The organism is Streptomyces sp. NPDC057137, assembly GCF_042670825.1.
In the GTDB taxonomy this organism is placed as follows: domain Bacteria; phylum Actinomycetota; class Actinomycetes; order Streptomycetales; family Streptomycetaceae; genus Streptomyces.
This window is the reverse complement of record NZ_JBHUUW010000025.1, coordinates 22472-46542: the sequence shown is the minus strand read 5'-3', so window position 1 is coordinate 46542 and position 24071 is coordinate 22472. Positions and strand designations below refer to the sequence as shown.

22 protein-coding genes and 1 tRNA gene are annotated in these 24071 nt (G+C 70.6%); 13 read left to right on the top strand and 10 right to left on the bottom strand.

Annotation, left to right across the window (positions count from 1 at the left end):
• Positions 1–76 precede the first annotated feature (76 nt).
• The 5 genes from ACFT9I_RS20845 to ACFT9I_RS20825 all read right to left on the bottom strand — a co-directional run bounded on the left by ACFT9I_RS20845 (position 77) and on the right by ACFT9I_RS20825 (position 5619).
• On the bottom strand, positions 77–649 hold the full coding sequence (locus tag ACFT9I_RS20845) for a hypothetical protein (RefSeq protein WP_382566220.1): 573 nt from the start codon (positions 647–649) through the stop codon (positions 77–79).
• A gap of 243 nt (positions 650–892) precedes the next feature.
• Positions 893–1753 carry an S-methyl-5'-thioadenosine phosphorylase gene (locus tag ACFT9I_RS20840; RefSeq protein ID WP_382566219.1) on the bottom strand — a complete coding sequence of 287 codons (861 nt, stop codon included), beginning with the start codon at positions 1751–1753 and terminating at the stop codon, positions 893–895.
• A gap of 110 nt (positions 1754–1863) precedes the next feature.
• On the bottom strand, positions 1864–2292 hold the full coding sequence (locus ACFT9I_RS20835; protein WP_382566217.1) for an FmdB family zinc ribbon protein: 429 nt from the start codon (positions 2290–2292) through the stop codon (positions 1864–1866).
• A gap of 66 nt (positions 2293–2358) precedes the next feature.
• Complete coding sequence (locus ACFT9I_RS20830) at positions 2359–3705, bottom strand: MFS transporter (RefSeq protein ID WP_382566215.1); 1347 nt, start codon at positions 3703–3705, stop codon at positions 2359–2361.
• A gap of 309 nt (positions 3706–4014) precedes the next feature.
• The gene (locus ACFT9I_RS20825) at positions 4015–5619 is read right to left on the bottom strand and encodes a potassium/proton antiporter (protein ID WP_382566315.1); all 1605 of its coding nucleotides are present in this window, start codon (positions 5617–5619) and stop codon (positions 4015–4017) included.
• A gap of 258 nt (positions 5620–5877) precedes the next feature.
• Between ACFT9I_RS20825 and ACFT9I_RS20820 the strand changes: the two genes are divergently transcribed.
• Positions 5878–8673, top strand: a complete 2796-nt coding sequence (locus ACFT9I_RS20820) for a penicillin acylase family protein (protein WP_382566213.1) — start codon at positions 5878–5880, stop codon at positions 8671–8673.
• Positions 8674–8710: 37 nt separating this feature from the next.
• On the opposite strand, the gene ACFT9I_RS20815 is transcribed toward ACFT9I_RS20820, so the two are convergent.
• On the bottom strand, positions 8711–9295 hold the full coding sequence (locus ACFT9I_RS20815) for a 5-formyltetrahydrofolate cyclo-ligase (RefSeq protein WP_382566212.1): 585 nt from the start codon (positions 9293–9295) through the stop codon (positions 8711–8713).
• Between the two features lie 105 nt (positions 9296–9400).
• Between ACFT9I_RS20815 and galU the strand changes: the two genes are divergently transcribed.
• The 8 genes from galU to ACFT9I_RS20775 all read left to right on the top strand — a co-directional run bounded on the left by galU (position 9401) and on the right by ACFT9I_RS20775 (position 15465).
• A complete protein-coding gene (galU, locus tag ACFT9I_RS20810; RefSeq protein WP_382566211.1) occupies positions 9401–10303 on the top strand; it encodes a UTP--glucose-1-phosphate uridylyltransferase GalU in 903 nt (300 codons plus the stop codon).
• A 4-nt stretch (positions 10304–10307) separates the two neighbouring features.
• Complete coding sequence (gene glp / locus ACFT9I_RS20805) at positions 10308–11648, top strand: gephyrin-like molybdotransferase Glp (protein ID WP_382566210.1); 1341 nt, start codon at positions 10308–10310, stop codon at positions 11646–11648.
• Positions 11649–11719: 71 nt separating this feature from the next.
• Positions 11720–12283: a cyclic pyranopterin monophosphate synthase MoaC gene (gene moaC / locus ACFT9I_RS20800; protein WP_382566208.1), complete on the top strand. Its 564-nt coding sequence runs from the start codon at positions 11720–11722 to the stop codon at positions 12281–12283.
• Positions 12280–12819, top strand: a complete 540-nt coding sequence (locus tag ACFT9I_RS20795; protein WP_382566206.1) for a molybdenum cofactor biosynthesis protein B — start codon at positions 12280–12282, stop codon at positions 12817–12819. Before moaC ends, ACFT9I_RS20795 begins: the two co-directional genes overlap by 4 nt.
• Positions 12816–13439: a GNAT family N-acetyltransferase gene (locus ACFT9I_RS20790; protein ID WP_382566204.1), complete on the top strand. Its 624-nt coding sequence runs from the start codon at positions 12816–12818 to the stop codon at positions 13437–13439. Before ACFT9I_RS20795 ends, ACFT9I_RS20790 begins: the two co-directional genes overlap by 4 nt.
• Before the next feature lie 142 nt (positions 13440–13581).
• Positions 13582–14649, top strand: coding sequence for a gephyrin-like molybdotransferase receptor GlpR (glpR, locus tag ACFT9I_RS20785; RefSeq protein ID WP_382566203.1), 1068 nt, complete (start codon positions 13582–13584; stop codon positions 14647–14649).
• A gap of 60 nt (positions 14650–14709) precedes the next feature.
• A tRNA-Ala gene (locus tag ACFT9I_RS20780) sits at positions 14710–14783 on the top strand.
• A 487-nt stretch (positions 14784–15270) separates the two neighbouring features.
• The gene (locus tag ACFT9I_RS20775; RefSeq protein ID WP_382566201.1) at positions 15271–15465 is read left to right on the top strand and encodes a hypothetical protein; all 195 of its coding nucleotides are present in this window, start codon (positions 15271–15273) and stop codon (positions 15463–15465) included.
• Positions 15466–15590: 125 nt separating this feature from the next.
• Here ACFT9I_RS20775 and ACFT9I_RS20770 read toward each other — a convergent pair whose 3' ends face one another.
• Positions 15591–16460 carry a YwqG family protein gene (locus ACFT9I_RS20770; protein ID WP_382566313.1) on the bottom strand — a complete coding sequence of 290 codons (870 nt, stop codon included), beginning with the start codon at positions 16458–16460 and terminating at the stop codon, positions 15591–15593.
• A 66-nt stretch (positions 16461–16526) separates the two neighbouring features.
• Entirely contained in the window at positions 16527–17015 is a 489-nt protein-coding gene (locus tag ACFT9I_RS20765; RefSeq protein ID WP_382566199.1) for a DUF4265 domain-containing protein, read from the bottom strand.
• Positions 17016–17176: 161 nt separating this feature from the next.
• On the opposite strand from ACFT9I_RS20765, the gene ACFT9I_RS20760 reads away from it, so the two are divergent.
• Positions 17177–17779, top strand: coding sequence for a S1 RNA-binding domain-containing protein (locus ACFT9I_RS20760; RefSeq protein ID WP_382566197.1), 603 nt, complete (start codon positions 17177–17179; stop codon positions 17777–17779).
• A 706-nt stretch (positions 17780–18485) separates the two neighbouring features.
• Here ACFT9I_RS20760 and ACFT9I_RS20755 read toward each other — a convergent pair.
• Complete coding sequence (locus ACFT9I_RS20755; RefSeq protein WP_382566196.1) at positions 18486–19097, bottom strand: DUF998 domain-containing protein; 612 nt, start codon at positions 19095–19097, stop codon at positions 18486–18488.
• A 129-nt stretch (positions 19098–19226) separates the two neighbouring features.
• On the opposite strand from ACFT9I_RS20755, the gene ACFT9I_RS20750 reads away from it, so the two are divergent.
• The gene (locus ACFT9I_RS20750; protein WP_382566195.1) at positions 19227–20726 is read left to right on the top strand and encodes a short-chain fatty acid transporter; all 1500 of its coding nucleotides are present in this window, start codon (positions 19227–19229) and stop codon (positions 20724–20726) included.
• 38 nt (positions 20727–20764) lie between these two features.
• Positions 20765–21949: a winged helix DNA-binding domain-containing protein gene (locus ACFT9I_RS20745; RefSeq protein ID WP_382566311.1), complete on the top strand. Its 1185-nt coding sequence runs from the start codon at positions 20765–20767 to the stop codon at positions 21947–21949.
• On the opposite strand, the gene ACFT9I_RS20740 is transcribed toward ACFT9I_RS20745, so the two are convergent.
• A complete protein-coding gene (locus ACFT9I_RS20740; protein WP_382566193.1) occupies positions 21946–23475 on the bottom strand; it encodes an MFS transporter in 1530 nt (509 codons plus the stop codon). The two genes, ACFT9I_RS20745 and ACFT9I_RS20740, sit on opposite strands and share 4 nt — an antisense overlap.
• A gap of 123 nt (positions 23476–23598) precedes the next feature.
• Here ACFT9I_RS20740 and ACFT9I_RS20735 point away from each other — a divergent pair, with 123 nt between their 5' ends.
• Entirely contained in the window at positions 23599–24054 is a 456-nt protein-coding gene (locus ACFT9I_RS20735) for a MarR family winged helix-turn-helix transcriptional regulator (protein ID WP_382566192.1), read from the top strand.
• Positions 24055–24071 lie beyond the last annotated feature (17 nt).

The window sequence follows — 24071 nt, the reverse complement described above, 5'->3', positions numbered from 1 at the left end:
CAATCCGCCCATGCTTTCGTGTGACCAGTCTGCTCATCAGTACGACGGCTAAAAGCCCGGACCGGCACAGGGCGGCTCAGCACAGCGTCACCGCCAGCCGGGAGTTCGTGCTCGCCCCCGCCAACTCGGCGGCCACGTCCCGCGCGACAGTCAGCAGGACCAGCGCCCCACCGTCGGCGGCGCTCTCCAGCGCCCGCGGGACGGATTTCACCAGCACCTCCGTGGCGAGCACCCGGGCGTCCGACTCCCCGCCGCCGGGGGAGTGGGCGGCGGCGATCACATCGACCCGGTCGCCCGGACGCAGCAGCCGGACCGTCGCCACATCCGCGATCCGCACCGGCGCCGTCACCAACTCCACCTTCTGCGCGCCCGGTCGAGCGCCCGCGCCCGCACGGGACGCGCCACCCGCCGCCGCGCGTGCCGCCGCCTCGGCGCGGTCCTCGGCCCCGGCCCCGGCCGCGACACCGGGACCGCCCGCGCCCGACGCCGCCAACGCGGCCGCCGTCACGGCCAGTCCGGCCGCCACCGCGCGCCGCCGCCGGAGCAGGGCCCTGCGCAGCCGGTGCCCGCCGCCGCGCACCCGCAGCGGATCGAACGCCGGCACCCCGCACGGGGCGGGCGCCGCGACCACCGGCGCGGGCACCGGCACGGGCGGAAGGAACGGAGGATCCGAGGGACGGGTGACGAGAGAACGGGCGACGGGAGAGCGGGTGACGAGAGAACGGGGAAGGGAACGCGAAGAGGAACGGGACATGGCAACCACCACCTGCCGTGAGGAGTTTCTGCTGGCCGCTCCTCACGATCCACGACCGGCCGAAATCCCGCCGAAGCCTGTGGATAACTCCCCCGATGTGAATATCTCGCTCACCCGAACGAGGCCCACTCCAGGCGTTTACGGCAGCTCAAGCCCCGTATCGATGCCATCCAGCGCGTGCGAGCACAGACAGTCCCGCGTCTCGCCGTCCTGCAGCCCGCCCACCGTGTCGAACAGCACCGTGCGCAGCCGGTCCACGTTGGAGGCGAAGACCTTCAGCACCTCCTCGTGCGAGACACCCTCACCCGTCTCGGCCCCGGCGTCCAGGTCGGTCACGAGCGTCAACGACGTGTAGCAGAGCCCCAGTTCACGGGCGAGCACGGCCTCGGGGTGACCCGTCATACCGACCACCGACCAGCCCATCGACGCGTGCCACCGTGATTCGGCGCGGGTCGAGAAGCGCGGTCCCTCGACGACTACCAGCGTCCCGCCGTCCACCGGCTCCCACTCGCGCCCGCGCGCCGCGGCGAGCGCCGTCCTGCGCCCCTCGGGGCAGTAGGGATCGGCGAGCGAGATGTGGACGACCTTCGAAGCCCCGCCGCCGGGCAGCGGCACACCGTCGTAGTACGTCTGCGTGCGCGTCTTCGTACGGTCCACCAGCTGGTCCGGTACGAGCAGCGTCCCCGGACCGAACTCCTGCCGCAGCCCGCCCACCGCGCACGGGCCGAGCACCTGCCGCACGCCGACGGACCGCAGCGCCCACAGATTGGCGCGGTAGTTGATGCGGTGCGGTGCGATGTCGTGCGCGCGCCCGTGGCGCGGCAGGAACGCGACGCGCCTGCCTTCGACGTCGCCGAGGAACAGCGAGTCGCTGGGCGGTCCGTAGGGGGTGTCGACGGTGACCTCGGTCACGTCGTCGAGGAATGAGTACAGACCCGAGCCGCCGATGACGCCGATCTCCGCGGTCTCCGAGCCCTCTGCGTTCGCCTTGGTCGCCATGACGATCACCCTAACCGGGGCCCGAGGGCTCGCGCGTGCGCGGCCGTGCGGGAACGCCGAGGACCCCGCCGTACCGAACGGCGGGGTCCCGGAGAGGAGGAATCAGGTGATCAGGCGGCGGAGGAACCGCTGGAGCCGGAGCTGCCGCTCGAAGCGCTCGACTTCGAGCCGGAGCCGGAGGAACCCGAACCCGACGAGGACGACGAGGATCCGTTCGACGACGACGACGAAGACGACGAAGACGTCGACTTGGAGTCCGACGACGACGAGCCCGACGCGGAGGACGACTTGTCGCCCGAACCGCCCGAGTCACCCGAGCCGTTCGAAGCGCCCGCCTTGGCCGGCGTGCTGCTCGTCGACGAGCCGCGGCTGTCGTTCCGGTAGAAGCCGGAGCCCTTGAAAACGATGCCGACCGCCGAGAACACCTTCTTCAGGCGTCCTTCGCACGCGGGGCACACGGTGAGGGAATCGTCGGTGAATTTCTGCACCGCCTCGAGGCCCTCGCCACAGTCGGTGCACTGGTACTGATAGGTCGGCACTTGTTCCTCCTGGCACTCTCACTCAATGAGTGCTAACGACGCTCCATAGTGACGTATTCCGCTGGATCAGTCCACTGCCACCGGCACGCGGTGACCCATTCCACGCGCGGCGACGAGGCCGGACGCCTTCGGCGTGAGCCGCGAGCGCAGGACGACGAGCGTGGCCAGAGCCAGCGCGGTGCCCACCAGAGGCACCACGAATCCGGCGCTCGCGCCGTGCGCGTCCGCCAGCTGACCGGCCACCGACACCGCCCCGGCCTGGCCCAGCGCGACCGCGCCCGTGAGCCAGGTGAAGGCCTCCGTACGGGCCCCGGCGGGGACCAGCGCCTCGATCAGGGTGTAGCCACTGATCAGCGCGGGGGCGATGAACAGCCCGACCAGCAGGCCGAGTCCGGCGAGCAGTGGCACCGAGTGCACGGCCCACAGCCCGGAGGCGGCCAGCGTCAGGCCCACGTAGCCGGTGATCAGCCGGCGGCGGGGGCCGATCTTCCAGGCGATGGCACCGCACGCGATACCGGCGAGCATGTTGCCGGCGGCGAAGACTCCGTACAGAAGGCCGTTCGCGCCGGGGTTGCCGATCTCCTCGGCGAAGGCCGTGAGCGAGACCTGCATGCCGCCGAAGACCGAGCCGATACCGAGGAAGACCACGGCCAGCACGCGTACGCCGGGCACGGACAGCGCCGAGACACGCGCGCCGCCCGACCCGGCCGCACCAGTGGCGATCTTCGAACCGGCCGCACCCCGCTGCCGTGCCGGCTTCGGCTGCGTACCCCGCTGCGCGGCGAACAGCAGACCGCCCGCCAGAGTCAGCGCCGCCTCGGCGACCAGCCCGGCCGCCGGGTGTACGCCGGTGCACAGCGCGGTCGCGAGGACGGGGCCGATGACGAAGGTGAACTCATCCGTGACGGATTCGAAGGCGGCGGCCGTCGGCAGCAGCCGCGCGCGCTCGTCGGAGGCGCCGAGGACAGCCGCCCAGCGGGCCCGCACCATGGGCCCCACCTGCGGGATCGAGGCGCCGGTCGGTACGGCGGCGATGAACAGCGCCCACAGGGGCGCGCCCGCCAGCGCGAGCACGGTCAGGGCGGTGACGGACGCCGCGTGCACCAGCACCCCGGGCACCAGCACCGCGCGCTGCCCGAACCGGTCGGCCAGCTTGCCGTTCTGCGGCGCGAAGAGCGCCATGGAGACACCGGTGACGGCGGCGACGATGCCCGCGCTGCCGTACGAACCGGAGGTGTGCTCGACGAGCAGCACGATGCCGATCGTCAGCATCGCGAAGGGCTGCCGCGCGGCGAAACCGGGCAGCAGGAACGTCCAGGCGCCGGGTGTACGCAGCAACTGCCCGTAACCCGGACGGCGGGCCGGGCTCGTTCCCTCGGAGGCGCCGGCGGTGGTGTCGACCGTGTCGGACACGGTCCTTGCCTTTCTGCCGCCTGGTGGCGCCCCCGGACGTGCGGGAGCTGCCGAGAGCTGTCCTCTTGCGCGGAACTGCGGTAGATACCCGGGTCCACTGAAGGGGACACCACGGCCGCCATACGGTCGCGCCAGCTCTGCGTCAGGCAGAGTTGGTCGATCAAGTCGGTGCGTCACGTCTTCTCGACGCGACAGGCACGGGCCTTATCCTACCCGGGAAATACCAGGAAGATCCCGGCCCGTACCTGTGATTGACGCCTCCGGACGGCGCAGCCTTCGATTCCTCGGCGGCCCCCGTCAAGCTCCCCGTCAGCCGGGCCCTCGGCCGATCCCGCCGACCCCGCTGCCCGGCTTCCTGATCGGCCCGCCAAGGCCCCCCGCGCCACCCGCGCCCCCCGCACCGCCGGTGCCACCCGGCCCACCCGTCCCGTTCGTCCCCAGCCAGTCGGCCAGCTTTCCGCCCTGCCCGACGGCCCGTAGCCGCCGCTCGGCCGCGTCCCGTACCGGATCCGTCGCCACCACCAGCAGCTCGTCCCCCCGCCGCAGCACGGTGGACGGCCCCGGCACGAAGCTCTTGTCCTCCCGTACGACCAGCGTGACCGCCGACCCCGGGGGCAGCCGCAGCTCGCCGACCTCCACGCCGTGCATCTTGGACCGCTCCGGGATGGCCACGGACAGCAGATGACCGCGCAGCCGCTCCAGCGGCGCCGACTCGACCCCGAGGTCGGCCGCCTCGGCGGGGTCGCCGAGGTGCAGCATCCTGGCGACCCAGGGCAGCGTCGGCCCCTGCACGAGCGTGTAGACGACGACCAGCACGAAGACGATGTTGAAGATCCGGTGGCTGCCCTCGATCCCCGAGACCATCGGGATGGTCGCCATGACGATGGGCACGGCGCCGCGCAGCCCCGCCCACGACATCAGCGCCTTCTCCTGCCAGGGGATGCGGAACGGCGCGAGGCTGACCAGCACGGACAGGGGCCGCGCCACCGCGGTCAGCACCAGGCCCACTATCACCGCGGGCCAGAAGTCGTCGCCCAGTTCGTGCGGCGTCACCAGCAGCCCGAGCAGGACGAACATGCCGATCTGCGCCAGCCAGCCGAGCCCCTCCGCGAAACCACGGGTCGCGGGCGCGTGCGGCAGCTTGGAGTTCCCCAGCAGCATGGAGGCCAGGTACACGGCGAGGAATCCGCTGCCGTGGGCCATGGCCCCGGCCGCGTACGCGACGACGGCGATGGCCATCACGGCGATCGGATACAGACCGGAGGCCGGCAGCGCCACATGCCGGAGCCCGAAGGCGCCCAGCCAGCCGACCGCGATCCCGATGGCGGCGCCGATGGCCAGTTCCAGGATGATCTCGCCGACCAGTACGTACCAGTGCTCCACCGGTCCGACGGTCGACAGCGCCACGACCATGATCACCACGGGGGCGTCGTTGAAGCCCGACTCCGCCTCCAGCGCGCCCGTCACCCTCGACGGCAGCGGAATCTTCCTCAGTACGGAGAAGACGGCGGCGGCGTCCGTGGACGAGACGACCGCGCCGATGATCAGCGCCTGCCGCCAGTCCAGACCGACGAGATAGTGCGCGGCGGTCGCGGTGACGCCCACGCTCACCGCGACACCGGCGGTCGACAGGGCGACGGCGGCCGGCAACGCGGGTTTGGCCTCTTTCCACTTGGCGGCGAGACCGCCCTCGGCGAGGATCACGACCAGGGCGGCGTAGCCGATCACCTGGGTCAGCTCGGCGTTGTCGAACTTGACGTTGAAGATGCCGTCCTGGCCGATGACGACGCCGATCCCGAGGTAGAGCAGCAGGCTGGGCAGCCCGCTCCGGGACGAGATCCGTACCGCGGCGACTGCGATCAGCAGCACGAGCGAGCAGATGAGCAGGAGTTCATTGAGCTGGTGGACAGTCAGCGGCCGATCCTTCCCCTCGCGCACACCGGATCGTTTCTCCGGCAGTAGGCACTTCGTTACCTTACCTAATCTTTAACGTTTTCTTGACGCGATCGATCGCCCGTGCGATCGATCACGTGATTTCCTGTGTGATCGTCCGAGGAGTCCCGCCGGGTCGTACTACGGGTCGTACTAGTGACACCGCGTCGGGACGGGTGAACCGCTGCGCCTATGGTTGCTGCAGCATTCCAGGACCACCCTGCCCCTCGAAGGACAGCGATGCCCGCCAACTCAACGCCCCCTGCCACCAAAAAGAAGGGGCGACGCGCCCGCTTTGTCGTGATCGTCCTGGTGCTGGCGCTGGTAGCAGGCGTTGGTTACGGCGCCTACTGGGGCGTGAGCACCGTGCGTGCCTCGCTCCCGCAGACCACCGGCACGATCAAGCTGCCGGGACTCGACGGCCAGGTCGAGGTCAAGCGCGACAGTTACGGCGTCCCGCAGATCTACGCGAACACCGACAAGGACCTGTTCCGCGCGCAGGGCTACGTCCAGGCGCAGGACCGCTTCTGGGAGATGGACGTCCGGCGCCACATGACCTCGGGACGGCTCTCCGAGATGTTCGGCAAGGGGCAGGTCGAGACGGACGAGTTCCTGCGCACGCTGGGCTGGCGGCAGGTGGCCCAGGAGGAGTACGACACCAAGCTCTCGGACGAGACGAAGAAGAACCTCCAGTCGTACGCGGACGGCGTCAACGACTACCTCAAGGGCCGCGACGGCAAGGACATCTCCGTCGAGTACGCCGCGCTGAACTTCACCAACGACTACAAGCCCGCGAAGTGGACCCCCGTCGACTCCGTGGCCTGGCTCAAGGCGATGGCGTGGGACCTGCGCGCCAACATGCAGGACGAGATCGACCGTTCGCTGCTCACGAGCAGGATGGACGAGAAGCAGATCGAGGACCTGTATCCGTCGTATCCGTACGACAGGAACCAGCCGATCGTCTCCGAGGGCGCGGTCGACCCGCTCGCGGAGAAGTTCGACCCCAAGGCCGAACCGGGCGACGCGACAGGCGACGGTACGGGAACAGGGACCGGTACGGGCACGGGCACCGGCACCGGCACCGGTACGGGAACAGACACCGGCACCGGAACCGGCGTGGGCGGCGCCGTCGAGGGCCTGGAGTCCCAGCTCGACGCCCTCTCCGGCACCCTCGACGAGATCCCCGCCCTCCTCGGCCCCAGCGGCAGCGGCATCGGCTCCAACTCGTGGGTCGTCTCCGGCAAGTACACGACGACCGGCAACCCGCTGCTCGCGAACGACCCGCACCTCGCCCCCCAACTGCCCTCCGTCTGGTACCAGATGGGCTTGCACTGCCGCAGTTTCACCAAGGACTGCCAGTACGACGTGGCCGGCTACACCTTCGCCGGAATGCCGGGCGTCATCATCGGCCACAACAAGGACATCGCCTGGGGCATGACCAACCTCGGCGCCGACGTGACCGACCTGTATCTGGAGAAGGTCAACGGCGACACCTACCAGTACGGGAACAAGCAGAAGAAGTTCAAGACCCGTCAGGAAACGATCAAGGTCGCCGGGGGCAAGAGCCGGACCATCACGGTCCGCTCCACCGAGGACGACCGCCCGGTCGTCTCCGACCGCGACTCCGAACTGCGCAAAGTCGGCGACAAGGCCCCCGTCAACAACGCGGCCCCCGACCGCGGCGAGGGTTACGCGGTCTCCCTCCAGTGGACCGCCCTCGAACCCGGCAAGTCCATGGACGCGGTCTTCGCGCTCAACAAGGCCAAGAACTTCCCGGAGTTCCGCAAGGCGGCCGAGAACTTCGAGGTCCCCTCGCAGAATCTGATCTACGCGGACACGAAGGGCAAGATCGGCTACCAGGCGCCCGGCCGGATCCCGGTCCGCGCCAAGGGCGACGGCTCGATGCCGGCCCTCGGCTGGGACCCGGAGTACCGCTGGGAGCGTTACATCCCCTTCGACGAGCTTCCTTACGAGGAGGACCCGGAGCGCGGCTACATCGTCACCGCCAACCAGGCCGTCATCGACTCGGGCGACTACCCGTACCCGCTGACCGAGGACTGGGGCTACGGCGCCCGCAGTCAGCGGATCAACGAGCTGATCAAGTCGAAGATCAAGGACGGCGGCAAGATCTCCACCGACGACATGCGCACCATGCAGACCGACAACCACAGCGAGATCGCCCAGCTGCTGATGCCGTACCTGGTGAAGATCGATGTCTCGGACCCCTCCATCCGCGAGGCCCAGAAACTCCTCGAAGGCTGGGACTACTCCCAGGAGCCGGACTCGGCGGCGGCCGCGTACTTCAACGCGGTCTGGAGCAACGTCCTCAAGCTCGCCTTCGGGAACAAGCTTCCCAAGGAGTTGCGCGCCAAGGGCGATTGCCTGAACGTGCGCCCCGCCGACAGCACGGGCCCCGCCGACGACCTCGAAGAGCTGGTACGGGAGTGCGGCCAGCGCTCCGCGGACTCGGCGCAGCCCGACGGCGGCGACCGCTGGTTCGAGATCGTCCGCAAGATCCTCAAGGATGAGGACAACACCTGGTGGCAGGCCCCGAAGACCCGTACGGAGAAGGCCGCCACGACCCGTGACGAACTGCTGCTGCGCGCCCTGACGGACGCCCGCTGGGAGCTGACCGCCAAGCTCGGCAAGGACGTCTCCACCTGGAGCTGGGGCCGGCTGCACCAGCTGACCCTGGAGAACCAGACCCTCGGTACGGAGGGGCCCGACATCGTGAAGTCCCTGCTCAACCGCGGCCCCTGGAACCTGGGCGGCGGCGAGGCCGCGGTCAACGCCACGGGCTGGAACGCGGCCGGCGGCTACGAGGTCATGTGGGTGCCGTCGATGCGGATGGTGGTCAACGTCGGCGACTGGGACAAGTCCCGCTGGATCAACCTGACGGGTGCCTCGGGGCACGCGTACAGCGCGAACTACACCGACCAGACGGAGAAGTGGGCCAAGGGCGAGCTGCTCGACTGGTCGTTCACCAGCAGAGCCGTGGAGGAGAGCACGGGGGACACCCTGACGCTCGCGCCGTAGGCGCCCCGCGGTGGGCCTCCCGGCCCGCCGCGGGGGTTCACACGCTCCTGAAGCGCCTTGTCCCGCCCGGAGTCACCACCACGTGCACGGGACGGTCGTGCGGCTCCTCCGGGACCCGCGCGACCACCTCGTGGTCGTACAGCAGCACCGCGAGGACAGCCCCTGCCCCCGCGCCCTCCAGCCGGGCCAGGACCCGGTCGTACGACCCCCCGCCCCGCCCCAGCCGCATCCCGCGCCCGTCCACGGCCAGCCCGGGAAGCAGCACCACCCGCGCCTCAAGCACCGCGCCCACGCCCAGCCGCGCACCGTCCGGCTCCAGCAGCCCCCGCCCCGCGGGCACCAGCCGCTCCGCCCCCTCGTACGCCGCCCAGTCCAGATCGTCGTCCGGCAGCAGCACCGGCAGGAGGACCCGCACCCCCCGCTCCCGCAGCGCGTCGAGCAGCGCGCGCGTGCCGGGCTCGCTTCCTACGGAGACGTACGCGGCGACGGTCCCGGCCCCCGCGATCTCCGGCAGCTCCAGCGCCCGCCGGGCGAGAACCGCGGAGGCGTTCCGCGCGTCCTCTTCAGACAGCAGGCGCCGCGCGGCAAGGAGTTCCCGCCGAAGGGCGGGCTTTCCTGACATGTCGTAATTCACTGGACTTCGCAAATCTCTCGTATGCGTATGTATGGAGAGAAAGTTAACCGGAGCCACATCTTCCCCTCATGCGGGGCGGATATGGTTCTCGGCATGACTCAGTCGCCCCCCAGGATCAGCAAGGCCGTCATCCCCGCCGCCGGCCTCGGAACACGATTCCTGCCTGTCACCAAGGCCACTCCCAAAGAGATGCTGCCTGTCGTGGACAAGCCCGCGATCCAGTACGTGGTCGAGGAAGCCGTGATGGCAGGGCTCTCCGACGTTCTCATGGTCACCGGACGCAACAAGCGTCCCCTGGAAGACCACTTCGACCGAAATTACGAACTGGAGGAGGCGCTCACCCGCAAGGGAGACACCGAACGCCTCGCCAAGGTGCAGGAGTCCAGCGACCTGGCGACGATGCACTACGTCCGGCAGGGCGATCCCAAGGGCCTCGGCCACGCCGTCCTGTGCGCCGCTCCGCACGTCGGCGACCAGCCCTTCGCGGTTCTCCTCGGTGACGACCTGATCGACCCCCGCGACCCGCTGCTGTCCCGCATGGTCGAGATCCAGGAGCGCGAGGGCGGCAGCGTCATCGCGCTGATGGAGGTCGAGCCCGACCAGATCCACCTCTACGGATGCGCCGCCGTCGAGCCCACCCCCTACGGGGACGTGGTCAAGGTGCACGATCTGGTCGAGAAGCCCGACGCGGCGGACGCCCCGAGCAACTACGCCATCATCGGCCGTTACGTCCTGGACCCCGCCGTCTTCGAGATACTGCGCCAGACCGAGCCGGGCCGCGGTGGTGAGATCCAGCTCACCGACGCGCTCCAGCAGCTGTCCGCCGACGAGAAGGTCGGCGGCCCGGTCCACGGCGTCGTCTTCAAGGGACGCCGCTATGACACGGGTGACCGCGGCGACTATCTGCGTGCCATTGTCAGACTCGCGTGCGAACGTGAAGACCTGGGACCGGACTTCCGGGCCTGGCTCCGCAGTTACGTCAACGAGGAGATGTAGCACCTTGAGCAGTACGGCGACACCGGCACCGGCATCCGTCTCGGGCCAAGGACGGCTCTGGACGGTGGACGAGCACCTGGCGGACATCCTCGCCACGGTCCGCCCGCTCGACCCGATCGAGCTGCAACTGCCCGACGCCCAGGGCTGCGTCCTCGTCGAGGACGTCACGGTGCCGGTGGCCCTGCCGCCGTTCGACAACAGCTCCATGGACGGCTACGCGGTCCGTACGGCCGACGTGGCCGGCGCCGACGAGGAGTTCCCGGCCGTCCTGACCGTCATCGGCGACGTCGCGGCGGGCGGTGACTCCCTGCCCCGTGTAGGCCCCGGCCAGGCCGCCCGGATCATGACCGGCGCACCGCTCCCGCCGGGCGCCGAGGCCGTCATCCCCGTCGAGTGGACCGACGGCGGCACGGGCGGCGGAGCCGCCACCTCCATGCGGCCGGCCGGCTCCGACCCCGGGGGCGCCGACGGCGAGGTCCGGGTGTACCGCCCCGTCGAGCCCCGCGCCCATGTCCGCGCGCGCGGCAGCGACGTCCAGGCCGGGGACCTCGCCCTGGAGGCCGGCACGATCCTGGGACCGCCGCAGATCGGCCTGCTGTCCGCCATCGGCCGCGCCACGGTGCGGGTCCACCCGCGCCCGCGCGTGGTCGTCCTGTCGACCGGCAGCGAACTGGTCCAGCCGGGCGAGCCGTTGGGCCAGGGCCAGATCTACGACTCCAACAGCTTCGCGCTCACCGCCGCCGCGCGGGACGCGGGCGCCATCGCCTACCGGGTCGGCGCGGTCACCGACGACGCGGAGATCCTCCGGTCCACCATCGAGGACCAGCTGATCCGCGCGGACATGATCGTGACGACCGGCGGGGTCAGCGTCGGGGCGTACGACGTGGTCAAGGAGGCGCTGTCCTCCGTAGGAGACGAGGACGAGCCGGGCAGCGGCATCGACTTCCGCACGCTCGCGATGCAGCCGGGCAAGCCCCAGGGCTTCGGCTCGATCGGCCCCGAGCACACCCCGCTGCTCGCACTCCCCGGCAATCCCGTCTCCAGTTACGTCTCCTTCGAGCTGTTCGTACGCCCCGCGATCCGCGCGCTCATGGGCCGCCAGGATGTCCACCGCCCGACGGTCCGCGCGACCCTGAAGGCCGACAAGGCGCTGACGTCCCCGGCCGGCCGGCGCCAGTTCCTGCGGGGTACGTACGACGCCGAGGCGGGCTCGGCCGTCCCCGTCGGCGGCGCCGGTTCCCATCTCGTCGCCGCCCTCGCCCACGCCGACGCGCTGATCGTGGTCCCCGAGGAGGCCACGTCGGTGGAGCCCGGAAGCGACGTCGACGTGGTGCTGCTCGGCTGACGGCCGCCCGGTGGCGGTAGCGTGTCCTGCCTAACAGGCCCCGCCGGGCCCGGACCGGGAGCGCCACAGCGATGACTGCGTTTTCCCGGGGGGAGACCCCCGGACCTTCTCGACAAGGCCGCCTGACGCATATCGACGAGGCGGGCGCGGCCCGCATGGTCGACGTCTCCGCCAAGGAGGTCACCGCGCGCACCGCCAGCGCGAGCGGCCGGGTGCTGGTGTCGCCGCGCGTGGTCGAACTGCTGCGGGGCGAGGGGGTGCCCAAGGGCGACGCCCTGGCCACCGCCCGTATCGCGGGCATCATGGGCGCGAAACGGACCCCGGACCTGATCCCGCTCTGCCATCCGCTGGCGGTCTCGGGAGTCACGCTCGACCTCGCCGTCGCGGACGACGCGGTGGAGATCCTGGCGACGGTGAGGACGACGGACCGCACGGGCGTCGAGATGGAGGCCCTGACCGCCGTCTCGGTCGCGGCGCTGACGGTGGTCGACATGGTGAAGGCCGTCGACAAGGGCGCTGTCATCACGGACGTACGGGTCGAGGAGAAGACCGGCGGCAAGTCCGGCCACTGGTCCCGCCGGGCAGCGGGCGGACCTGAGCATCCGAACGGGACACCGGAGAGGGGCACGGCATGACCGATCCCGCCGAGAGCGGCCCCGCGGCCCCCGCGCCGCGGGCAAGGAAGCCGTACCGCGCGCTGGTCGTCACCGCGTCCAACCGCGCGGCGGCCGGCGTGTACGCGGACACCGGAGGCCCGGTCATCGCGAACGCCCTCGCGGAGCTGGGCTTCTCGGTCCAGGGACCGCTGGTCGTGCCCGACGGCGACCCGGTCGAGCAGGCCCTGCGGGACGGGGTGGCCGCCTCGTACGCCGTCATCCTGACCACCGGCGGCACCGGCGTCTCGCCCACCGACCGCACCCCCGAGGCGACCCGCCGCGTCCTTGACCAGGAGATCCCCGGCATCCCCGAGGCGATCCGCGCCGAAGGCGCCCGTAAGGTCCCCACCGCCGCGCTCTCGCGGGGCCTCGCGGGCGTCGCGGGCCGGACCCTGATCGTGAATCTGCCGGGGTCCTCCGGCGGTGTACGGGACGGGCTCGCCGTGCTCGACCGGCTGCTCGTCCACGCCGTCGACCAGATCCACGGCGGCGATCACCCCCGTACCGACGGATGAACCCCTTCTGGCCCGTGGCGCTGGTGGACGGCGATGTCGTCCTGCGCCCCATAAAGTCGCGCGACCAACGGGCCTGGCGCGAGGTGAACCGGCGCAACCGCGAGTGGCTCCGTCCTTGGGAGGCGACGATCCCGCCGCCGCCCCCCGGCGCCCCGGTCGCCCAGCGCCCGACGTACCGGCAGATGGTCCGTCACCTGCGCGCCGAGGCGAACGCGGGGCGGATGCTGCCGTTCGTCATCGAGTACCAGGGGCGCCTGGTCGGCCAGTTGACGGTGGCCGGGATCACCTGGGGCTCGATGTGCTCGGGGCATGTCGGCTACTGGGTGGACCGCGACGTCGCGGGGCGCGGCGTCATGCCGACGGCCGTGGCCCTCGCTGTCGACCACTGTTTCCGCATGGTGGGGATGCACCGGATCGAGGTCTGCATTCGCCCCGAGAACGGGCCGAGCCGCCGTGTCGTGGAGAAACTCGGATTCCGCGAGGAAGGCACGCGCCCCCGCTATCTGCACATCGACGGGGCCTGGCGGGACCATCTGGTTTTCGCGCTCACGGCGGAGGAAGTGCCGGAGGGGCTTCTGTACCGCTGGCACCAGGCGCGACCTGGTACGCCACATAAATAAAACAAGCGTTCGAAATTGATCCCTGTCCGACCATCAAGTGATCCGAACAATCACAAAAAAAGTCCGTGATATCAGCCAGATCGTGCGACACACCGGCTCAATTGGCGGATGCCCTCGCGCGAACACCTCTACGGTGTGAACCGTGAGCAGCAGCGGCCTCATCTACGCAGTCATCGTCGGGGCCTGGGCCGCCTACTTGGTACCGATGTGGCTCCGCAGGCAGGACGAGCTCAACGAAGCCCGTCCGACGGAACGCTTCAGCACCGCCATCCGGCTGCTGTCCGGACGGGCGGCGATGGAGCGCCGGTACGCCAAGGAGTTGCAGGACCGCACCACCGAGGAGGCCGGGCCCGACGGTGCACCGGACGTCGCGGCGGAGCCGACGAGCTCTGTCGACGTCCGGTCCTTCTCCGCGCCCGCGGCCCATACGGAAGCCCGCCTGGAGATCCCGGCCCAGGCCCCGTCACCGCCGGAACGGCGCGCGCGCCCTTCCGGCGCCGCGGCCGAACGGGCCCGGCGCGCCCAGCGTTCGCAGGTACTCGCCCGCCGCCGGCGCACCACCGTCGTGCTCTTCCTCGCCTTCACGATCGGCGCGATCGCCGCGGGCGTCCAAGGGCTCGCCTTCCTGTGGGCGCCGGGCGTCCCCGCCGTACTCCTCAGCGCGTACATCGTGCATCTACGCGCCCAGGAACGGCGCCGCTTCGTCTTCACCATGGACCGCCGCAGGGCCGAGATCGCCGCGCAGCGCCTGCGCGAGAACCGCCCCCGCCGCCACCACCACCAGGCCTCGGCCCCGGCCGCCCCCGACGAGGACCCCGAACCCCGCCCCGCCCCGGAACCGGCCGCCTCGGTCTCCCCGCAGGAGGCCGGCCGCCGCGCGCTGGTCGAGCAGACGGACCACGCGGAGTGGGTCGACCAGCAGCGCGAACGCGAGCGCGGCCCGGCCCGCGGCGACAGCTGGGAACCGGTCCCGGTCCCGCTCCCGACGTACGTGACGGCCCCGGTCGCCCCGCGCGCCACGGGCGGCGTGAACGTCAGCGACCCGGAAACCTGGAGCGCGGCCCGCTCCTCCACGGCGGAACCGACCCCCGCGGAACAGACCACCCCCGAACCCCCTGCCCAACGCCGCCCCCGCGACCGCGGCCGCGGCCGGACCCCACTGTTCGACCAGTACGACGAGGACGACCGCCCCCGCGCCGCCAACGAGTGACCAGCACGGAACGGATTTCCAAGCAGCCCGACGGGGGTGCTAAAGTTTCATTCGTCGCAAGGGCCTGTGGCGCAGTCTGGTAGCGCACCTCGTTCGCATCGAGGGGGTCTGGGGTTCAAATCCCCACAGGTCCACCGCGCGACTGTTCTTGAGTTAGCTCAAGAGTGGTGACGAGATCCCGTCTGATCGGAAGATCGGGTGGGATCTTCGTCGTTTCAGGGGCCGTTCGATGCCTGCCAGGGGTGGTGGATGGCGCCCGGTGCCGAGCCGCGCCGAGGCGCACAGCCGGCCGAGGGCGGAGGCGCCGGACAAATGGGCAACGAAATCTGGCAGTTGAGCCATGTCGGCAGGCGAGGCTGATGTCTGACGTCCCTGACCTGCGTGTCTGTGATGCCAGTCGGAGTGCTTTACGTTGTCAACAATTACGGCAGACCATGCTCCCCTGTGATCCCCGGCGGCCTTCTCCGCAACGCTGGGCAACCAGGAGGCCGGCCGGTCCGGCGCAGATACCAAGCCTTCCCGGTCGCCGCTGAGCAGTGCCGCTACGAGCGACACGACGTCGGCGCGCGAGCTGCCTGCCGGAGCTGGGAGCGCGGCCAGCCGAGAGAGCACGTGCTGGTCATGAGCCATCATGAGCGTCGTGAGGGCGGCGAGGGCGAATCGGACGGCATCGCTCTCGTCCTCCCAGGGGACAGCCTCGACCGTGGTGTCGGTGCAGGTGCCCTGGTGGGCTACGGCAGCGGCGAGATCGCCGAGGACTCGCCGGGCGTTCTTCGAGAGTCGCACCGGAAGCTCGACGGAATGAACCGGAAGTGATCGTGGACGCGCACTGCGTCAGACGGTGCCCCATCCCGGAAAGCTCGGCCGCAGCGGCGCGGGCGGCATCCTCACTCGGCAGGCTCACCATGTACCGGACTCCCCAGGCGGGGGTATGGCGGCCATCAGCCGCACTGCCAGGTGAACATCGCCCGTTCGAAGCGCCGCTCGGCCAGGTCCTCCGGGCGGATCAGCCAGTACAGGGCTCCGGCATCGCCCCACATCATGTTCGCGGAGTCCTCGCTGTCGAACTGGGCCAGCAGCACCCAGCCACCTACCTCCTCGGACAGGCGCGGGTCGCCCCAGGACGCCTCGCCGTCCAGGACCGCCTCCGCGATCTCGATCTCCACCGCGTCCTGCACCGAGTGGGCGTGACCTCCGATCTGGTGCCCCACCTCGTCGTCGAACTCCCACAGCGCGTCGAGGAACTCCTGCGAGCAGACAGGGTGGGCGTACTGGTTCCCGAGAGGGGCACCGGGCGCGAAGGCGTCCCGAACGCGCGGATGCCAGGGCTCGGTGGCCGTCATCGCCACCCGGGCGGTCAGCGGTACCACCGGGTAGGGCTCGAGTCCGTCAGGCGTTGCACGCTCCGCCACCTTTTCGTGGGCCGCCACGTACAGCACACGAGCGCCCGCCCAGCTCTCCCGGTCCTCAGCCAGAACGAGAGCTTCACCATCGTCCAACTGCCCGTCGAAGTAGAAGAAGAGCAGTGCTCCCGCTTCGGGGAGATCAATGTCCAGCGCTGCCGTCGGCAGTCGCGCGCAGTCGATCGAGGCGACGAAGGAGAGCGGACCGTACCCCTCCCACACCGGCCACTCCGAGGCGGCCGGCAAAGCCGGGAGGCCACCGAGCCGGCCAAACGCATCGTCAGAGCCGGCCGCCGCTGCCTCAAGACGTACGCCAGGGCGAAGTAGACCGAGCCACTTCTCAGCATCCTCGGGCGACAGATGCTGCAAAGCGAGAGAGCGAAAAGCGTCTTGGGAACCATGTGTCATGCGCCCGATCATCCACGGCACCACTGACAGAGACCCCGGCAGTCCTCCAGCAGCACGCGCAGCCGCTCAGCCCGTGGCCGCGGACTTCCAACTAGCCGTGACGCACCCTTCCTCCCAGTGCCACCAGCCCTCCGCCGCACCGTGTTCCAGGAGCTCGCGGATCCGCGGCAGGTCCGCCTCCGGCGGGACATCCAAGGCCACCATCCGGTACCGCTCGATCCCCTCGCCGGTAGTGCCGAGACGGTGGAAGGCCTCCAGCACGCTCTGCCGGGCAGCGGCTGAGCCGTCGTCCTTCAGCACGATCAGCCGGAGAGTGCAGTTCTGAGACGGCCGGACCGTCTCCCCGGCCCAGAGAACACCGTCGTCATCGGGCCGCATCTTGATGATGTCCCCGCTGGCCACTCCGCGTACGAACCAGGGCGTGTTGTCCAACCGCGCCGTGCCGTCACCGAGGTCCACCGCCCAGAGGCTCTCCACGCTCGCCGGCGGCCAGCCATCCTCGTCGATGTCCATTCGGAAGTGGACCTTCACGTGGTCGTCACTGACGTTCGTCACCGCGCCATCATGGAGGCTGGCGGAACCCGATCCTCAGTGACCCCCGAGGTGGCCGTCGGCTCGATCCGCAGCGTCCAGGCCCCTGCAGCCGTCATGGCGCCCAGCTGTCGGTCCCCCTCCTCCAGGGCGTACCGGGCGAAGGCGGCGTCGAGGACCGCGAAGTGCTCGATGTCGACTGGCAGCAGGAGCGTGTCTGGGCCTCCGCATCGGCGTGTGAGGACCCGACCCTGCGGGCTTTCCTTCTTGGCCTTCGGCGCGGCGCAACACACGAGGGTCGGGTGCGGAGCGTCCACAACTTCGGTGTGTTCGTGAACCTCGACGGCGAACCGGGCTATCAGTGCACCGGGTTCATCAGGGGCCCCGAACTGAGCTGGGTGTGGATCGATCATCGGGCAGCCGCCGTCATAGCAGGCCAGCGGGTCGTGGGCCTGATCCTCGATGTCGACATCCTCCGCGGACAGGTTCAGCTGTCGCTGAAGGCTCTCGAACCAGACCCGTTCAGGCCCTTCGAGAACCAGGAAGGCCGGATCACGACCGGCCGGGTCACCAAGTTGATCTCGTTCGGAGCCTTCGTTCGCATAGCCGACGGCGTCGAGGGCCTCCTGCACAACACCGAATTCGGGGACGAGCCCGTCGAACACCCTGGCCAGATCGTCAACGAGGGCGACGAGATCGCCGTACGGATTGTCGAAGTCGACCTGGTACGCCACCGCATCACGCTGTCCGCCAGAGATCTTCCGCAGGACGAGGAACGAGCTTCCTGAGAATGGGAAGCGATCTCCAGGCTCTCCAGGTGTCGTCCTCCGGCGCAGCGGGTCATCCCGACTCGTCAACAGCCCACGGATGAGGCTCGGAACCGACTACCGTCGGATCCGGTTCGGCAACGCCTCGGCCAACTTGGCCGACGGCGTCACGTTCGTCGCACTGCCGCTGCTGGCGCGGCGACCACGGACGACCCGGTCGCGGTCGCCGGGTTGGCGGTCGTCTACTCGTTGGCGCGCGTTCTCTCGGTGCTCGGTATCGGTGTGCTCATCGATCGCGGTGACCGCCGACGTCTGCTGTACCTCGCGAACTTCTCCCGCGCCGGGATGTTCGCCGTCCTCACGGGCCTCGTGCTCCTGGACGCGGCACCGATCGTCGCGCTGTATCTCGTCTACGCCGTGATGGGCATCGTCGAGACGTTGGCGGACAGCGCGGCGGTCGCCGTTCTGCCGCAGGCGGTACCCCCGGAGGGGCTCGTCAAGGCGAATGCGCAGATCGCCGGGACGCAGCTCGTCATCGACGAGTTCGTCGGCCCGCCGCTCTCGGCTACCGCGCGCCGTTCGCGATCGCCGGTGGGGTCTTCGTCGTCGCGGCGGTGTTGTGCCTCGTCTCGATCGGCACCCTCCGTGAGTGGGAGGACGACGAGGCGCGGGCGGGGACGTCGAGCGAGGGCCGGTAACCTCCGTCCTCTTGCGTTCTCACCGCCCGTCAGGACTCCGCCGGCACCGGTTCGCCAGGCCCGACCCATACCCGGCAGGAGACGGCCACCACCAGCGGCCACACGGCCTGGACGACGGTCACCACCCGCTCCGCGATGCCCGGCGCCTTCCCGTTCTGCAGCTCGAACACGAACCACAACGCGCAGAGGCACATCGCGGCGCTCGCCACGATCGACACCTTGAACCGGAGTCCCCACGGCGCATGTCGCCTCCGGCGGCGCGCGGCCAGTGCGGGCCAGATCGCGAGCAGGACGAAGCCGGTGGCGGCCACCACCCCGTGGCCCAGCGCTCCGCCGCTGAGAGGCGCCGGGACCAGGGTCAGGGCCATCGCCGCGATCCCGCCGCCGGCCAGGGCGAGGCGGCCGGGGAGTGCCGCCTCGCGGAGGCCGTGTGCCGTGGCCATGTAGCAGGCTCCGAGCACGAGCAGTATTCCCGTCATCAGCCAGTAGCCGCGGGCGCCGTAGGACGCGAGGATGCTGAGCGTTTCCACCGCGGGGTTGTAGGTCGGTCCTTGCAGTACCTGCGAAATCGCGGAGGCACCGACCAGGAGCACAGGGGCGCCGCTCGCGGAGAGCAGCACCCACCAGGGGGCACGTCGCATCAGCCCACCGTAAACAGCAGTCGCACTCTCTTCTCGTTGACACACCATCACCTGAACCAACCGGGCCCCGCACCCGTGCCTCCTGTACGAGATCCGCGGCACAGGCCGCCACCCCCACAGGAGAACCCCATGGCCACGGCGCCCCCACAACAGCCGGAACCGCAGGCGGCGACGAGCGGCGGTCCGGAGGGCAAGGACAACTGGCTCGCGCGCCTGGCGCTGCGCTTCACCGCGTTCACCGAGAAGTGGCTGCCCGACGCGCTCGGGTTCGTCCTCGTCGGTACGTTCGCGGTCTTCGCGCTCGGACTCGCCACCGGGGAGGGGCTGTACGGGCGGCCCGACGACCCCGCGGACACCGCCGGGTTCGGGCTGGTGGACGCGTGGGGGCAGGGGTTCTGGTCGCTCATCACCTTCACGCTCCAGATGGCGATGATCATTATCGCCGGGTACGCGGTCGCCGTCTCCCCGCCGATGAGCCGGCTGATCGCCAGGATCGCGCGCGTGCCCCGTACCCCGCGCGGCGCCATCGCGTTCACGGCCGCCGTCGCCATGGCGACCTCGTACCTCAACTGGGCCTTCAGCCTGATCTTCACCGCGATCCTCGCCAAGGAGATAGCCCGGCGTATCCAGGGTGTGGACTACCGGGCGCTCGGCGCGATGGCCTTCCTCGGGCTCGGGACCGTGTGGGCGCAGGGGCTGTCCGGGTCCGCCGCGCTCCAGGTCGCGAGTGAGGCGTCGAGTCCGCCGGCAGTCCAGGAGGTCATCGCGGACGGGCGCGGCGGCAGCGGGATCATCCCGCTCACCGAGACCATCTTCCTGTGGCAGGGCATGGTCGCCACGGCGATCATCTTCGTCATCGCCGTCGTCATGGCCTGGTTCCTCTCCCCGTCCCCCGAGCGCGCGAAGACGGCGGAGCAGCTCGGCATCGAGCTGGGCCCGAGCGTCGCCGAGAAGCGGACGGAGACCCGGCGCGGCCGGCCGGGGGAGTGGATCGAGTACAGCCCCGTCTTCGCGATCCTGCTGTTCGCGCTCGGCGCCTGGTACCTCGTACGGCACTTCGCCCTCGCCGAGGGCGACCCACTGAACGCGCTCGACCTCAACACGGTCAACCTCATCCTGATCCTGCTGGCCCTCATCCTGCACTGGCGCCCCGTCCGTCTCGCCCAGGCCGTCAAGGAGGGCACGCCCGCCGCGTCCGGCGTTCTCCTCCAATTCCCCCTCTACGGCGGCATCTTCGGGATGATCGCCTTCACCGGGCTGAGCAAGACCATCGCCGGCTGGCTGGTCTCGGTGTCGAACGAGTTCTTCTATCCGGCCTTCATCGGCATCTACAGCATGGTGCTCGGCGTCTTCGTGCCCAGCGGCGGCAGCAAGTGGGTCATCGAGGCGCCGTACGTCCTGGAGGCGGCCAACCAGCTGCAGGTGAACCAGGGCTGGATCGTCGTCGTGTACGACCTCGGCGAGGCCAGCGCCAATCTGCTCCAGCCGTTCTGGATGCTGCCCACGCTGACGATCCTCGGTCTCAAGGCGCGCGACATCATGGGCTACACCTTCGCCATGTTCCTCGCCTGTTTCCCCGCGGTGCTGATCCTGGTGACCCTCTTCGCCCGTACGCTTCCCTTCCCGTAGGGAAGAGGACACGCGGAGGAGCGGCGGACGTGCGGCGTATCGACGTGGCGGAGCGACGGGCACGGCTCGGCGTACGGCATCGGCTGGCGGTGGCCGCCCGCGCGGACGGTCCCGTCGAGGTGGCACGCGCCCTCGTGGCGCTGCACAGCACCGACCCGACCTCCGTGTACGTCGCCATCTGGGCGCGGACGAACGGCGGTGCGGTACGGGACGTGGAACGCGCCCTGTACGAGGACCGCTCCCTCATCCGCCTCCTCGGTATGCGCCGTACGGTCTTCGTCACCTCCCTCGACGTGGCCCCCGTGATGCAGGCCGCCTGCTCCCACGCGGTGGCCGCGCGCGAACGCCGCAAGCTCCTCGGGTTCCTGGCCGCGTCGGGGGTCGCGGACGACGAGGCGGGCGTACGGGAGTGGCTGGCCGAGACGGAGGACATCGCCGTGCGCGCGCTCGCCGCACGCGGTGAGTCCACGGCCGCCGAACTCGCGGGCGACGACGCCCGCCTCAGTACGAAGGTCGTGCTGTCGGCCGGCAAGGACTACGAGGGCACCCAGAAGGTCGCGAGCCGGCTGCTGCTCCTGCTCGCCGCCGAGGGCCGCGTCGTACGCGGCCGGCCACGCGGCTCGTGGGCCTCGCACCAGTACCGCTGGGCGCCGCTGACCGACTGGTTCCCCGGCGGCCTCGCGCCGTGGGACACCCACCGCGCGGAGGAGGAACTGGCCAGGCGCTGGCTGCGGGCGTTCGGACCGGCGACGGCCGACGATCTGCGCTGGTGGGCGGGGTGGACGAAGACGCAGGTCAAACGGGTGCTGACGGAACTGAAGCCGGTCGAGGTCGATCTCGGCGGCGGTACGACGGGACTGCTCCTGCCCGACGACCTGGCGGAGACCGCGCCGCCGGAGCCGTGGGCCGCGCTGCTGCCGGCGCTCGACTCCACGCCGATGGGCTGGCACGAACGGGGCTGGTTCCTCGGCGACCACGGCCCCCGCCTCTTCGACAAGGTCGGGAACATCGGCCCCTCGCTCTGGTGGGACGGCCGCGTCGTCGGCGGCTGGGCGCAGGACAGGAGCGGCGAGATCGTGTGCCGCTTCCTGGAGGACGTCGGCGCGGACGCCGAGGCGGCGGTACGACGCGAGGCTGAGCGCCTCGCCGTACCCCTGGGCGAGGTCAGGCTCAGCGCCCGCACCCGGGGCCGCACCTGGCTGGAGGACGAACTGGCGGGCTAGGCAGCCTCCTTGGACCGGGCCGCCTCCTTGGACCGCGCCGCCTCCTTAGGAGGCCGGCCCAGTGCCAGGCTCAGCGCCGCGCTGACGAGCAGCGCCGCCGTCGCCGTCAGGACGCTTGCCGTGAACGCCGTCGCGTACGCGTCACCGCCCCCGCCCCCGTCCACCACGGTGAAGAAGATCGTGCCCATCCCGGCCACCCCCACAGCCGCCCCGAACTGCTGGCTCGTGCTGTAGATGCCCGACGCCGAACCCGCGTGCTCGGGCGGCACGGTCGAGAAGAACAGCGTGCTGAGCGTCGGCATGACGAGGTTCATGCCGACGCCGATCGCGGCCAGACCCGGCACCAGCGCCCAACTGTCCACGCTCCCCTGCGCCGCGGACCCGGACGGCGCCGCGTACAGCACGCCCAGCGTGCCCGCGACGGCCAGCAGGCACCCGGCCACCACCACGGAGCGGCCGAACCGGACGACGAGGCGCCCGACGAAGGGGGACATGGCCAGACCGCCCGCGGAGAAGCCGATGGTCAGCACGCCCGCGTCCAGCGCCGAGTAGTGGTGCCCGTTCTGCAGCCACAGCACGAACACCAGCAGGAACCCGGTGAACGCGGCGAAGGCCACCAACTGCACGGTCAGCGCCGTGACGACCAGCCGGTTGCGGAACAGCGCCATCGGCAGCAGCGCCCCCGCCCGCCACGCCGGCCTCCGGTGCTCGGCGACCGCGAGCCCCAGCACCGCCAGGACGCCCGCGGCCAGGCAGCTCCAGATCCACCAGGGCCAGCCGAACGTACGGCCCTCCATCAGCGGGAACACCATCGCGACCAGCCCCGCGGTGAGCACCCCGGTCGACAGCCAGCGCGGCCGGGCGCTGCCCGGCACCCGGCTCTCCGGCACCAGCCAGGCCCCGAGCGCCCCGAGCGCGGCGGCGGCCGGGACGGTGATCAGGAAGACCGCGCGCCAGCCGAGCCCGGCGACGTCCGCGCCGATCAGGACACCGCCGAGCAGCAGGCCCCCGGCCTGGGCGAGCCCGGCGACGATGCCGAACGTACCGAAGACCGTGGCGCGTTCGCGGCCCTGGAAGAGGGTGAACAGGATGCTCATCACCTGCGGAGCGAGCGCCGCCGCGGCCAGCCCCTGCGCGGCGCGGGCGGCGATCAGCTCCGCCGGACCGTTCGCGAAGCCGCTCCACAGCCCGGTGAGGCCGAAGGCGACGATCCCCAGCAGGAAGACCCGTTTGCGGCCCCACAGGTCACCGGCCCGCGCGAAGGTGATCAGCGCGGCGGCGAAGGCCAGCAGATACGACGCGGAGATCCACTCCAGCTGGGTGGAGCTCGCGTCGAGGTCGCGCTGGATGGCGGGCAGCCCGACGTTGACGATCGTGACGTTCAGCAGGTCCAGCATGAAGGCCAGGATCAGTACGACCATGGCCACCCAGCGTCGCGGGTAGGGCGATTGCCCGGTGCCGCCCGCGCCCCTGCTCTTGTCCCCGCCTTCCCCCTCGGGCCCTACGGCCAGCTTCTCAGCAGTCATGACTGTCCCCCTGGTTGTCCGGTCCGGCGGCGTAAAATGGCAGCGGCGAGAGACTCGCCGAAGCGACTGTGTCGCCTGGACGACTAAGTCGTGGTGACGACAGATTAGGCAAGGAGGCCGTCGATGACAAACCCGTCAGCCGCGCTGTGCGACCGCATGCAGACCGCGGCGCTCCGGCACGCGGCGGCGTCCGCCCGGTTCGACCACGAGGTCGGGGCCCAGGCGGGCGTGACTCTCAGCACGTGGGAGGCGAACTTCGTCAACCTGCTGCGCCTGCACGGCCCGCTCAGCCCCGGACAACTGGGCCGGCTCGCCGGGGTCAGCTCGTCGGGGACCATCACCGGCGTGATCGACCGCCTGGAGCAGGTCGGTTACGTCACCAGGACCCGCAGCCGGGACGACCGCCGCAGGGTGACCGTGTCGCTGAACACCGCATGGCTGGAGCAGGAGGACGCCCCCCGGCTCAAGCGGCTGCGCGCGCTGCTCGCCGACTACGACGAGGCGCAGCTCACCACGATCGCGGAGTTCCTCACGCGTCTCGCGGATGTCGAGACCGAGGCGGCGGGCGCCGTCGCGTAGCGACGCGCACCCGCCCG